At 65.4% G+C, this 12,820-nt stretch carries 11 protein-coding genes and 2 tRNA genes; 8 read left to right on the plus strand and 5 right to left on the minus strand.

Features of this window, described 5'->3' with window-relative positions; genetic code table 11:
* Positions 1-27: 27 nt before the first annotated feature.
* From IB257_RS21455 to IB257_RS21470, 4 genes are all read right to left on the minus strand, one after another.
* A complete protein-coding gene (locus IB257_RS21455; protein ID WP_225589056.1) occupies positions 28-1,767 on the minus strand; it encodes an ABC transporter ATP-binding protein in 1,740 nt (579 codons plus the stop codon).
* Between the two features lie 112 nt (positions 1,768-1,879).
* A tRNA-Phe gene (locus IB257_RS21460) sits at positions 1,880-1,955 on the minus strand.
* Between the two features lie 35 nt (positions 1,956-1,990).
* Entirely contained in the window at positions 1,991-4,489 is a 2,499-nt protein-coding gene (locus tag IB257_RS21465; protein WP_192354739.1) for a mechanosensitive ion channel family protein, read from the minus strand.
* Positions 4,490-4,519: 30 nt separating this feature from the next.
* Entirely contained in the window at positions 4,520-5,473 is a 954-nt protein-coding gene (locus IB257_RS21470) for a LysR substrate-binding domain-containing protein (RefSeq protein WP_192492779.1), read from the minus strand.
* A 154-nt stretch (positions 5,474-5,627) separates the two neighbouring features.
* On the opposite strand from IB257_RS21470, the gene IB257_RS21475 reads away from it, so the two are divergent.
* The 4 genes from IB257_RS21475 to IB257_RS21490 all read left to right on the plus strand — a co-directional run bounded on the left by IB257_RS21475 (position 5,628) and on the right by IB257_RS21490 (position 8,650).
* Positions 5,628-6,599 carry a tripartite tricarboxylate transporter substrate binding protein gene (locus tag IB257_RS21475; protein WP_225589057.1) on the plus strand — a complete coding sequence of 324 codons (972 nt, stop codon included), beginning with the start codon at positions 5,628-5,630 and terminating at the stop codon, positions 6,597-6,599.
* Between the two features lie 33 nt (positions 6,600-6,632).
* Positions 6,633-7,265: an isochorismatase family protein gene (locus tag IB257_RS21480; RefSeq protein ID WP_175213079.1), complete on the plus strand. Its 633-nt coding sequence runs from the start codon at positions 6,633-6,635 to the stop codon at positions 7,263-7,265.
* Between the two features lie 166 nt (positions 7,266-7,431).
* Entirely contained in the window at positions 7,432-7,977 is a 546-nt protein-coding gene (locus tag IB257_RS21485) for a MarR family transcriptional regulator (RefSeq protein ID WP_192492780.1), read from the plus strand.
* Complete coding sequence (locus IB257_RS21490; RefSeq protein WP_192492781.1) at positions 7,967-8,650, plus strand: hypothetical protein; 684 nt, start codon at positions 7,967-7,969, stop codon at positions 8,648-8,650. The genes IB257_RS21485 and IB257_RS21490 overlap by 11 nt, the downstream gene beginning before the upstream one ends.
* A gap of 91 nt (positions 8,651-8,741) precedes the next feature.
* Here IB257_RS21490 and IB257_RS21495 read toward each other — a convergent pair.
* A tRNA-Phe gene (locus tag IB257_RS21495) sits at positions 8,742-8,817 on the minus strand.
* 300 nt (positions 8,818-9,117) lie between these two features.
* Between IB257_RS21495 and hemA the strand changes: the two genes are divergently transcribed.
* The 4 genes from hemA to grxD all read left to right on the plus strand — a co-directional run bounded on the left by hemA (position 9,118) and on the right by grxD (position 12,819).
* On the plus strand, positions 9,118-10,392 hold the full coding sequence (gene hemA / locus IB257_RS21500; protein ID WP_042796220.1) for a glutamyl-tRNA reductase: 1,275 nt from the start codon (positions 9,118-9,120) through the stop codon (positions 10,390-10,392).
* Positions 10,393-10,482: 90 nt separating this feature from the next.
* Positions 10,483-11,565 carry a peptide chain release factor 1 gene (gene prfA / locus IB257_RS21505; RefSeq protein WP_054457628.1) on the plus strand — a complete coding sequence of 361 codons (1,083 nt, stop codon included), beginning with the start codon at positions 10,483-10,485 and terminating at the stop codon, positions 11,563-11,565.
* A gap of 8 nt (positions 11,566-11,573) precedes the next feature.
* Positions 11,574-12,398: a peptide chain release factor N(5)-glutamine methyltransferase gene (gene prmC / locus IB257_RS21510; RefSeq protein ID WP_054457627.1), complete on the plus strand. Its 825-nt coding sequence runs from the start codon at positions 11,574-11,576 to the stop codon at positions 12,396-12,398.
* 94 nt (positions 12,399-12,492) lie between these two features.
* Entirely contained in the window at positions 12,493-12,819 is a 327-nt protein-coding gene (gene grxD, locus IB257_RS21515; protein ID WP_042797530.1) for a Grx4 family monothiol glutaredoxin, read from the plus strand.
* Position 12,820: the final 1 nt, after the last annotated feature.

The raw sequence follows: 12,820 nt of genomic DNA on the forward strand, positions 1-12,820 counted from the left end.
AGACGCCTGGTCGGCAGAGGGAGTTCATCAAGGCTGATGCCGGGCCAGCACTTCGTCGCGGGGTCCCGCATCCACCACGCGTCCGGCTTCCATCACCACGATGGTATCGAAACGGCTGAGCAGGCTGGGCCGGTGCACCGAGGCCACGATGCAAGCGGTCGGAAACGCGGCGTACATGCGGTCGAACACCCGGCCTTCGGCTTGCGGGTCGAGCGCGCTGGTGGGCTCGTCCAGCAGCAGCAAGGAGCTGCCCTGCGCAGCCAGCGCCCCGCGCGACAGGGCCAGGCGTTGGCGTTGCCCGCCGGACAGGTTGCTGCCCCGTTCATTCATCGGACTGGCGAGACCCTCGGGCATGCGTTGCAGCACTTCGTCGAACACGCCGGTATGCACGGCGGCTTGCAGCGCGGCCGCGTCGGCGGGTTCGCCGAAGGTGAGGTTTTCCTGCACGCTGGCTTCGAAGACTTCGGCTTCCTGCGGAATCAGCGTGGCCAGCGTGCGCAGTTCTGCCCAGTCCACCGGCTTGCCGTCGCGCAGCAGTTCGCCGTGTTGCGGCGGATAGAGTCCGGCAAGGGTGCGCAGCAGCGTGCTCTTGCCGCCGCCGCTGGCGCCGATCAGCGCGACGCGCGAGCCGCGCCGCAGCACCAGGTCGACGCCATGCAGGCCGCCGCGTCCTTCGTCCGAATAGCGCCAGGTGGCGCCGCGCAACTCCAGGGTCTGCCAAGGCGCGTCGGCTTGGACCGCGGGGACGGCGGCATTGGGGTTGCCCGGGGCCTGCCAGATGGGTTCGGCGCTGCTGTAGTCGGTGTGCATGCGCGCGAAGCTCTGGAAGTTGGAGGCGATGGCGCTGACCACGGACGCGGCCTGCTGGGCATATTGGTAGATCATGAAGATGGTGCCTAGCAATAGCGCCTGTCCGGGCTCGCGGTGCCGCAGCACGTACTCCACGACGAGGATCCAGGTGAGGCACATGCCCGCCAGGTCCACCACGCACCATTTCACTTCGTTGACCCACAGGGCGCGGCGCAGGGGCTTCATGACCGCCTGCAGGCGGCGGCCCAGGATCTTGCGCGAGGCGGCTTGCAGCCGCAGGCCGATCACGGTGCCGGCGTTGCTGACGAAATCGAGCAGCGCCGCGACGTAGCGGCGTTCCTGGTCGTTTTCGTCGCGGGCCAGCCGCATCAGCGCGAGGTCGAAGCGCAAGGTGACCAGGGCGATGATCAGGTAACCGCTTACGGCGATGATGCCGCTGACGTGGGACAGCAAGGTCAGCGCCACCAGCGGGCCGATGAAGTTCAAGGCGCTGTGCAGGTAGCCGTACATGCTGCGGGCAAAAGCGGCCAGTGCGCGGCTGGATTGCAATACGCGATGCTGCAGGTCGCCGGAATGCCTGCCGTCGCGCCAGGTCAACGGGGCGGCAGCGATGCGGGCATAAAGATCGTCGGCCTGCCGTTCGCGGACATGCACGCCCACATTGCCTTCGAGGACGCGTCCGGGGCCGTGGAATACCCAGGACATCATGTAGCTGCCAACCAGGAACAGGATCCACAAGCCGGCGGTGGGCATGTCGTTCTGCTGCAAGGCATTGATGGCGTGCGAGGCCAGCCAGGGCAGGGTCAGCTTGACCAGTTGCGCGCCCGACAGCAGCGCGATGGCGCCCATCAGCTGCCGCCGCGCGCCGTCGGCATAGTGCCAGAGCGCGCGACACAGCACGATCGCCGCGCGGCCCATGCCGACGGAGGAAGAGGGGGAAGAAGAATCAGGCTTCATCGCGCGGAGGGGAAGTCAGGGGGGGCACGGCATGATTATGCTATCCGACAGGCGCCACCGCGCTCCAAAGCAAAAAGCCCCGCCAAAGGCGGGGCCAAGTGCTTGAATTCATTGGTGGCCTGGGGCGGAATCGAACCACCGACACAAGGATTTTCAATCCTCTGCTCTACCGACTGAGCTACCAGGCCAACGCGAAAGTCCGCCACTATACACAATATCCGCGTCATGTGGGCGGCGGCCCGCCATCGGGCGCCGCGCGGCGGGCTTGCGCGAGGACGGCGCCGGCTTCCGGGGAAATGCTGCGCAGGTGCAGGTCGGTCTGCGGATAGGGGATCTCGATGCCGGCCTGCGTCAGCGCCTCGTACATCCGCGACAGCATGTCGCTGCGGATGGACATCCACTGATCGAAATCCGGCGTCCAGGCGCGGATGCTGAAATCCAGCGTGCTGGCGCCAAATCCCATGAAGAGCGCGATCGGAGCCGGCTGGGTAGAGACCCCCAGGGTGCCGCGCGCCACCGAGCCCAGCAGTTCGATGGCCTGCGCCGGGTCCGTGCCGTAGGCCAGGCCCAAGTTGATCTCGATGCGGCGGTTGCGGTCCAGCATGGTCCAGTTGGTCAGTTTTTCCGACAGCAGGGTGCCGTTGGGGACCACCACGTCGGCGCCTTCGAAAGTCCTGATGCGGGTCGCGCGCATCCCGATCTCGCGTACCTGACCGGAGGTTTCGCCGATTTCCACCACATCGCCGGGCTGGATGGGGCGCTCGAACATCAGGATCAGGCCCGACACGAAGTTGTTGACCACGTTCTGCAGGCCGAAGCCGATGCCCACGCCCAGGGCGCCCAGCACCAGGGCCAATTGGCTGGTCCTGACTCCGGCGGCCGACAGCGCCACTGCCAGTCCCAGCAGCAGCACCGAGTAGTAGGTCAGCGAGGCGATGCTGTTGCCCACGCCGCGCGGCAGCGGCATGCGCGCCAGCACTTCGTCGTGCAGCACCAGGCGGATCGCGCGCGCGGCCCAGAACGCGATCAGCACCGAGATCGCGAACACCAGGATGTTGCCCAGGCTGATGGTGATGTCGCCGAGCGCCAGCGTGTACGACAGCACCTTCGTGGTGAAGGCGTAGGTCGCGCGCAGGATGCGGAAACGGTCCATCGTGTAGATGGCCCAGCCCGCGACCGCGCTGGCCATCACCAGGCGGATCAACAATTGCACCAGCGGAGGAGCATGCTCGCGCGCGATGCGAAAGCGCGACACGCCGGGCCGCGCCAGCATCAGTTGCAGCAGGGTGACGATGATGGTGACCCCGGCGTAGAGCATCAGCCCGAAATAGCCGCTGCTGATGACGGCGCTGGTCAGCATCTCGGCCATCGACAGGTTGCCGATCAGGTTGGCGACGCCGGCAATGGCCAGCAGCGCCACCGCGGCCCAGGCGCCGATGCGCACGGCCCGGTGCAGCCGGCCGGGAGCCTGGGCAGCGCTGCCGCGGCGCTTGGCCCGGGCATGCAGCCACAGCGCCGTGGCCAGGGCCAGCAGGGTGATGACGAGGTTGTGCAGCCGGTACAGCGTTTCGCTGGCCAGGAAGAAAATGCCCAGCCGCTCGGCCAGATACAGGCCGGTGATGGCATAGGGCCACAGGTCCAACTGCTCGCGCGCGGTTGGCGGCAGCAGGCGCAGTACCGGGACGACCGCCAGCAGCAGGGCGATCTGCAGCACGATCAGCGGCGCGTCCGACTCCAGCAGCTGCACGCCCATCATGGCCAGCAGCAGCCAGGCTGACAGCGGGCGCCCAAGCACCCGCGCGGCCGTCTCGCTCATTTCGCCGGCCCGGATCGCGTGGCGGCTGTGCCAGGCCAGCCATAGCAACAGGGGTAGCAGCACCACTTGCAGCACGTGCAGGGCGAGCTGGTTGCCGGTATCGGCCGCCGCGTACTGGCGGGCGAAGCGCAATTCCATGTCCAGGCCGCTGCGCAGGTAGGCCTTTGCATCGCTGCGGGCGGTGGGCGTGAAGGTGGCGGCCCACAGCGGCGGTCCGTCAAGTTCGAGCAGGCGGGCATCGATGTAACGGATGGCGTCGGCCACCGAGCGCTGTCCGGCCTGGATGCGCTCTTCGACGGAGTTGGCGCGCTGGCCCAGCGCAATCTGGCGGCCCAGCGGCACCGACAAGGCCTGTTCGGCCCGGGTCAGTTGCGCGATGACCGAGTCCATCCGCGCGGTCAGGGCGGGCGGCAGATCGGCGGCGCCGGGGGCTCCCTTGAGCGCCTGCCAGGCTTCGCGGCGGCGCGCCAGCTCGGCGGCATCGCTGGCGTAGGCGGCGGTCGCCTGGCGCATGTCCTCCTGCCAGTCGGCGAAACGTCTCGCATCGAACATCCAGTGCCGCTCCAGGCTTTCCAGCCGCATGATCGGCAGGGTGCGCAATTGGGCCGGCAGGAATTGCTGGAGCTTTTCGTCCACGGACCGGGAAATCGATTCCAGGCGCGGCGCCAGCGAATCGGTGGGGTCGGCCCCCGTGATGCGCTCCATGACGCTTTCGGCATAGCGGTGGTCGGTGTCCGCGCGCAGCGGGATCTCTGCCACCAGGATCGCGTGGGCTTGCGTGGAAGCCGGGGCGGGGGAGGTCGGCGCCGGCGCGGCGCCCTGCGCGTAGGGGGAACCGAGCAGGCTGGCCAGCAGTGCAATCAGACCGAAAAGCGCTTTTGCTCTTGCTGTTGCTTGGGCGCGCATGTCGCGGCTCCGGTGGATGGATGCGGCGGGCTACGGAGAGGGCGTCTTACGATATCGCGGAAGGCGTGCCAGGGAAAGAGGCGCGGGCATGGAATGCCTGGCCCATAGGCTGAGCGCGGCGGCGAATCCCAGCACGACCTGGCGGTCCTCGTCGGACCGGCGCATCAGATAGACGCTGGATGAAATCTGCGGCATATCTTTTTCATGGCCTAGTTCGCAGATCGCAACGGCATCGGCTCGCAGGCGCGCAATCGATTCGGGAACGATGGAGACGCCAAGCCCTGCCGCCACCAGATTGACCACGGCGGGCACTTCCACCACCTGTTGGACGATCTTCGGCTCGAAGCGCGAAAACAGGCAGGCTTGGTACACCGAGTCGGCAAAGATGGACGATCCAAGGCGGAAGAAGACGAAATCCTCGTTCTTCAATTCGTGCAGGCGCAGCCGCTTGCGATGCGACAGCGGGTGGCCGGGGGGCAGCACCACGACCGACGAATCGTGCCACAGCAGCTCGGCGGAGAACGCTGGATCTGCAGGGATGCCGCGCGAGAGGCACAGGTCCAGGCGCCTGTCCTGCAGCCCTGTCAGCTGATCGGCCGGCGGCATTTCCTTTAAGGACACGTCCACCCGCGGCCGCTCCTGTCGGAACTCGCGTATGAACTGCGGCAACGTGCCCAGGAAGTGCGACCCGGTCAGGCCCAGCGTCACGCACCCTTCCAGGCCCTGCGCCACGCGTTGTACCTGAAGCCTGGCTTCGTCCAGGCGATCCAGCACGGCGTGGACATGGGGCAGCAGCACGCTGCCCGCTTCACTGAGCTGGACGCTTCTGCTGGTGCGTATGAAAAGACGCACGCCGAGGTCGTCTTCAAGGTTGCTGAGTTGCTGGCTGAGCGGCGGTTGCGAAATGTGTAGCTTCTGGGCCGCTTTCGTGAAGCTCTGTTCTTCTGCAATCGCCGCGAAGTACCGAAGCTGCCGCAAGTCCATGGCTGGGCGTTCCGTCCAATTTATTTGGAAACACTATAGATGATTCCTTAATTCGTATTGGACGATATTGATCCCGATGTCGAGAATTCCGATCAACCTCGTTGTTTCAGTCGCAGCATGGAAGTTCCACGTCAACTCGAACGAATGGGTCAAGATGAAAAAGACACTGAGTTTCTTTGCGCTGAGTTTTGCCCTGGCTATTACCCAGTCTGGCGCCGTCCATGCCCAGGGCTATCCGGCCAAGGCCGTTACGGTCATTGTTCCGCACGGACCGGGAGGGGCCAACGACGCGGTTGCCCGGCCCTTCGCCCAGAAAATCGGCGAGCGCCTGCATCAGGCCTTCGTGGTGGAGAACCGGGCGGGCGCCGGCGGCAATATCGGCATTGGCGTATCGGCGCGCGGCAGCCAGGACGGATACAACCTGCTGTTGACCGTGGGCAGCAGCTACACCATCAGCCCGTTCGTCTACAAGACCGTGCCGTTCGACCCCAAGAAGGACTTCGAGCCCATCGGCCTGGTGGCGACGGCTCCATATGTCTTGATCGTCAATCCGGAGTTGCCGGTAAAGACCGTGCAGGAGCTGATTGCATTGGCGAAAAGCAAGCCGGGCCAACTGCACATGGCATCCGCGGGCAACGGCACGCTCGATCATCTGCTCGGCGAAATGTTCAAGCGGGCGGCAGGCGTCGACATGCTGCACATCCCTTACAAGGGGGCCTCTGCCGCCAATACGGACATGGTGTCTGGCCGGGTGTCGGTGACTTTCACGAGCTGGCCCAGCGTCATGTCTTTCGTCCATGCCGGCAAGCTGCGCCTGATCGCGGTCGCGTCGTCCGAGCGTTCATCGTTGCTGCCGGACGTGCCGACCATTGCGGAGACCGTGCCCGGCGTTGCGGCCATGTCCTGGTATGGCCTGTTCGCCCCGGCCGGAACCCCGGCTGATGTCGTCGCAACGCTGCGCCGCGAGACTTCGGACGTACTTGCGGACAAGTCGTTTCAAGCCAGCTTGAAAGCCCAGGGCGCGGAAGCCGGGAAGGCAACTCCCGCTCAGTTCTCCGAACTGATCGACACGGACCTGAAGACGTGGTCCGAAATCATCGAGCAGACCGGCGCCCGCGTGGAATGACGGCGGCCAAATCCTTCTGTTTTGGAGTTTTGCATGAGCAGTGCAGCGGAAAACTACAAGGGCGTGTGGGGGCACCGAGTCGGCTTTGGCGACAAGGCGGCGCTACTGCTCGTCGACTTCGTGCAAGCCTACACGCGTGAAGAGTCGCCCATGTTTGGCGCGGGCGTCGTGGACGCCGTGGCGCATGGCGCGGAAATCCTGCGCGCGGCGCGCGATGCCGGCATGATGGTCATCCACACCACGATCACGCACCGGTCCGGCACGTTGGCCGACGCCGGCGCCTGGTATCGCAAGTCCCCCATTCTTGAACTGTTCCAGCACGCGCCCTACAACGAGTTCTGTGGCGGCGTGGAACCCTTGCCCGGCGAGATCGTCCTGCACAAGCAGTACGCCAGCAGTTTTTTCGGCACCAGCCTGGCCAGCACGCTGACGGCGGCCAGGGTCGACACCCTGATCGTGCTCGGCTGCTCCACAAGCGGCTGCGTGCGGGCGACGGCGGTGGATGGCGTGCAGTATGGCTTGAACGTGATCGTGGTGCGGGAGGGGGTCGGGGACCGCCATCCGGATCCGCATGAAGCCAATCTCTTCGATATCGACAGCAAGTACGGGGACGTAGTGGCCAAGCGGGACGCGCTCGAATTCATCCGCGCGCATCGGGCGGCGTAGCGGTTCGGACTGCCGTCGGAGGGCCTGGCGGCCCATCATTCTTCTCCGCAATGGCACCGTCGCTGAAAACAATCACAGTTTGGCGACGGATAGCGAGTAGGACGCTTGCAAAAAACCGTCTCGTCAGCGATATTCGTAATTCGCGAATAGCGAATATCATCCTGAGATGGAACTAAAACCCCAAGACCTGCTGGTATTGCTAAAGGTGGCCGCCCATCCGCCGCAGCGCTGGACTTATGCCGCGCTGGGCGCAGCGCTGTCCATGAGCGCTTCGGAAACCCATGCGAGCGTGAAGCGTTCCGTGGCTTCGGGCTTGGCGGTGGCGCCGGCACGCGGCCAATGGTCACCGGTACGTGCCAACCTTCTAGAGTTTGTCGTGTACGGCGTGCGCTACGTCTGGCCGGCCACACTGGGCCCGGTCAAGCGTGGCGTCCCGACAGCCTTCGGCAGCGACCCTCTGGCCAGCCAATTGACGGCAGCTCCAGGAGAGGCGCCCGTCTGGGCATACCCCACGGGCTCATCAAAAGGGCCCACGCTTTCGCCGCTCTACCGCACAGCACCGCAGGCTGCTCTATCGGACCCGGCGCTGCACCGCCTGCTCGCGTTGTTGGATGCCTTGCGCACCGGGCGCGCCCGCGAGCGTGCGCTTGCCGCCAAACTGATGGAGATTGAACTGATGCGCGTTGATCCGGGAGCCGCCGATGCGGGCTGACGACCCTAACCTGCCTTACTTGCGCAGCATCGCCGAAGCGCTGGGCGAACTGCGGGAGCAAGTCGTGTTTGTCGGGGGCGCTGTGGCAGGCTTGCTAATCACTGACCCATTGGCCGACCCCGTACGCGCTACGCGCGACGTGGATGCCGTGCTGGAGGGTAATCGAGCCATGTTCCATCGCTTCGAAGAAGCCGTGGCGGCGCGCGGATTTGCGCGCGATGTGAGCAGTGATGTCATTTGTCGGTGGGTACATAAGAAATCTGGCGTGATCTTTGACCTTATGCCGATTCAGCCGGAGGTCCTGGGCTTTTCCAATCGCTGGTATCCCTACGCAGTCGAGACTGCGGGCGCCATTGACCTGGGAGCTGGCGTCACTATTAAGCTAATGAGCGCCGTGGCCTTTGTCGCCACCAAACTTGAAGCTTTCGCTAGCCGAGGGGGCGGCGACTTCATGAACAGCCATGACCTGGAAGATGTGTTGAACATCATCGATGGGCGTGGGGAACTGGGCGCAGAACTGGCCGTCGCACCGGTCGAATTGCGCAAAGCCGTAGGTGATGCATTCGCCCTATTAGTCAAGAATCCCGACTTCGCGAATGTGCTGCCAGGTCTTCTTGCCGAGCCGGAGCGCGCCAGCCTCATCATGGAGCGCCTGAACAACCTCAGCCAATGAATGAGCCGGCATCAGGGGGGCAAAAAATGGCAGAAACCGACAGACCAAAGCAAAAAGCCCCGCTTTCGCGGGGCTAAGTGCTTGAATCTTTTGGTGGCCTGGGGCGGAATCGAACCACCGACACAAGGATTTTCAATCCTCTGCTCTACCGACTGAGCTACCAGGCCAACGAAGTCCGCAACTATACACAATTTTTGAGGCTTGCGCCAGTCGGAGGCGAAAATCCTGAGATATGTCGTTTCCCGGCCGGGCCGCCGCATGAATCATGGGCTGACTGTTGGTCAGACGGCACGAAAGGTGCGACCCAGGGTCGCGCCCCGGGGGTGAAATGGCCTGGGGATAACCCGCAGGGGTATAATGATTAGCGGTCTGACGCTGCATCCAGGTTTGAATATCCCGGTGCGGCGCCTCGTTCTTAGTGGCAGTACTTAACGCTTACGCGCGGATGGCCCGGCCATCCTTCCCACATGTCGGTAGCTGTCCTTGCCTTCGGTCTGAATCACACGTCCGCGCCGGTTTCGGTCCGCGAGCGTGTTTCCATGCCCGTTGATCTGGTGAAGCCCGCGCTGGAAGGCCTGCGCTCGGCATTCGGCGGCTCGGTCCGCGAAGCCGCCATCCTGTCCACCTGTAATCGCACCGAAATCTATTGCGCCGCCGACGGCCACGTGGCCGATCAACTGCCCGCCTGGCTGGCTGATTACAACCGCCTGGACGCCGGCACGCTGCGCCCGCATCTATACCGCCATCATCAGGACGACGCCGTGCGCCACGCTTTCCGCGTGGCCAGCGGCCTGGATTCCATGGTGCTGGGCGAAACCCAGATCGTGGGCCAGATGAAGGACGCCGTGCGCGCGGCCGGCGAAGCCGGCTCGCTGGGCACCTTGCTGCACCAGATGTTCCAGCGCACCTTCTCGGTGGCCAAGGAAGTCCGGTCGCAGACCGCCATCGGCGCGCAGTCGGTGTCCATGGCCGCCGCCGCGGTGCGCCTGGCCGAACGCGTGTTCGGCAATCTGGACCAGGCCCGCACGCTGTTCATCGGCGCGGGCGAAATGATCGAATTGTGCGCCACGCACTTCGCCGCGCAGCGTCCGCGCAGCATGGTGGTGGCCAACCGCACGGCCGAACGCGCCGAGGTCCTGGCCAACCGCTTTGCCGCCAGCACCATGAAGCTGTCGGACCTGACCGACCGTCTGTCCGAGTTCGACGTCATCGTTTCCTGTACGGCAAGCTCCCTGCCCATCCTCGGTTTGGGGATGGTGGAACGGGCCACGCGCCTGCGCCGCCACCGCCCCATGGTCATGATCGACCTGGCCGTGCCGCGCGACATCGAACCCGAGGTCGGCCGCCTGGACGACGTCTATCTGTATTCGGTGGACGACCTGGGCCGGCTGGTGCAGACCGGCACGGACGCGCGCCGCGCGGCCGTGGTGCAGGCCGAAGCCATCATCGAAACCCGCGTCCAGGGCTTCATGCACTGGATGCAGTCCCGCGAAGTGGTGCCCGTCATCCGCGACCTGCACCAGGCCGCCGAGGACGTGCGCAGCGCCGAGCTGGAACGGGCCCGCCGCCTGCTGGCGCGGGGCGAATCGCCGGAAGCCGTGCTGGAACAACTGGCCCACGGCCTGACTCAAAAGTACCTGCACGGCCCGCTGGCGGCCCTGAACCGCAGCGAAGGCGACGACCGCAAGCAACTGCTTGCCTGGATGCCGCGCCTGTTCCCCGGCCGCGACTCCCGCCGTTAGCGACTCTGCCCCACGTCCCGCCTCCTGGCGGGCGTTCGTCTTTTGGGCGCCCGCTATCCGCTTTCCCGCTTTTCTTTTTGGTCATTCCCCATGAAATCTTCCATGCGCAGCCGGCTGGAGCACCTGTGTCACCGCCTGATCGAGGTCGACGCGCTGCTCGCCGAACCGGAAACCGCGTCCGACATGGACCGTTTCCGCAAGCTCTCGCGTGAACGCGCTGAACTGGAACCCGTGGTCGAAGCTTTCACCGCCTTTGCCCGCACCGAGGATGATCTGGCCGCGGCGCAAGAAATGCTGTCCGACCCGGACCTGAAATCCATGGCCGAGGACGAGATCAAGTCCGGCCGCGTCAAGCTCGAGGAACTGGAAGGCGCATTGCAGTTGCTGCTGTTGCCGCGCGACCCCAACGACGGGCGCAGCGTGTTCCTGGAAATCCGCGCCGGCACGGGCGGCGATGAAAGCGCGCTGTTCTCGGGCGACCTGCTGCGCATGTACACGCGCTACGCGGAACAGCGCGGCTGGCGCGTGGAACTGATGTCCGAAAGCGCATCCGAGCTGGGCGGCTACAAGGAAGTGATCGCACGCATCGACGGCGATGGCGCCTATGGCCGCCTGAAATTCGAGTCCGGCGCGCACCGCGTGCAGCGCGTGCCTGCCACCGAGGCGCAGGGCCGCATCCACACCTCCGCCTGCACGGTGGCCATCATGGCTGAAGCGGACGAGATGTCGGAAATCGTCATAAACCCCAGCGACCTGCGCATCGACACCTTCCGCGCCAGCGGCGCGGGCGGCCAGCACATCAACAAGACCGATTCGGCGGTGCGCATTACCCACTTGCCGACGGGGCTGGTGGTGGAATGCCAGGATGACCGGTCCCAGCATCGCAACAAGGACAAGGCCATGCAGGTGTTGGCCGCGCGCCTGAAGGACAAGGAAACCCGCGAACGGCAGAGCAAGGAAGCCGCCGAGCGCAAGAGCCTGATCGGTTCGGGCGATCGCTCCGAGCGCATCCGCACCTACAACTTCCCGCAGGGCCGCGTGACCGACCACCGCATCAACCTGACGCTGTACAAGCTGCAGCAGATCATGGAAGGCGATCTGGAAGAGCTGACCGGCGCCTTGATCTCCGAACACCAGGCCGAGCAGCTGGCGGCCCTGGGCGACGACATCTGAGCCCGGCCATGACGCCGCCCCAGCTGAAAAGCCTGCTGCTCGACACGCGCCTGCCCCGCCTGGAGGTGCGCATGCTGCTGGAGCACGTGCTGGCCAAGCCGCGCGCCTGGCTGCTGGCGCACGATACCGACCCCTTGCTGCCTGAAACGGCCGCGGCCTACGAGGCCCTGGCCCAGCGGCGCCTGGCCGGGGAACCCATGGCCTATCTGCTGGGCCACCGCGAATTCATGGGTCACCGCTTCCGCGTGACCCCGGACGTGCTGATTCCGCGCCCGGACACCGAGGTGCTGGTGGAGACCGCGCTGGAATGCCTGGCCGGCCTGGCCGCGCCCGCGGTGCTGGACCTGGGCACAGGCAGCGGCGCGATCGCCATTTCGATTGCGCTGGCGCGCCGCGACGCCCGGGTGATGGCCTCCGACGTCAGCTCCGCAGCGCTGGCGGTCGCCGCCGGCAACGCCTGGGACCTGGCCGCATCCGTGCGCCTGGTCGAAGGCAGCTGGTACGAGGCCGTGCCAGCCGGCGAGGGCTTCGACCTGATCGTGTCCAATCCGCCCTATGTGGCCTGCGACGACCCGCACCTGGACCAGGGCGACGTGCGCTTCGAGCCGCGCGGGGCGCTGACCGACGGCGCTGGCGGTCTGGAAGACCTGGCCCGCATCGTCCAGGGCGCCGGCCGTCACCTGAAACGGGGGGGATCCCTGTGGATGGAGCATGGCTGGGACCAGGCACAAGCCGTGCGGGGCCTGCTGGCCGCGGCCGGATTCCAGGACGTGCACAGCCGCCAGGACCTGGCCGGCATCGAGCGTATTTCCGGCGGCCGGCTGCCCGCCTGACCGCATTCCCGGCGGGACGCCCGGGGTATCCGGGCGAATTTTCCCGCTGTACCTATAATTGGCGTATTCCGTTATGCCTGTCCAAGAGACCACCATGAGCGACGTTCAAGAATTCATCCGCGAAACCGTGACCCAGCACCCCGTCGTGCTGTTCATGAAGGGCACCGCCCAGTTCCCGCAATGCGGCTTTTCCGGCAAGGCCATCCAGATCCTGAAGGGCTGTGGCGTGAAGAAGCTGGTCACCGTCAATGTGCTGGAGGACGACGAAGTCCGCCAGGGCATCAAGGAATTCTCCAACTGGCCCACGATTCCGCAGCTGTACGTGGCCGGCGAGTTCATCGGCGGCTCGGACATCATGAACGAGATGAACGAATCCGGCGAACTGAAGACGCTGCTGGACCAGTCCGGCGCAACGGCCTGAT

The sequence above is a fragment of the Achromobacter sp. ACM03 genome, assembly GCF_014851665.1.
GTDB classification, from domain to species: Bacteria; Pseudomonadota; Gammaproteobacteria; order Burkholderiales; family Burkholderiaceae_B; genus Achromobacter; species Achromobacter aegrifaciens.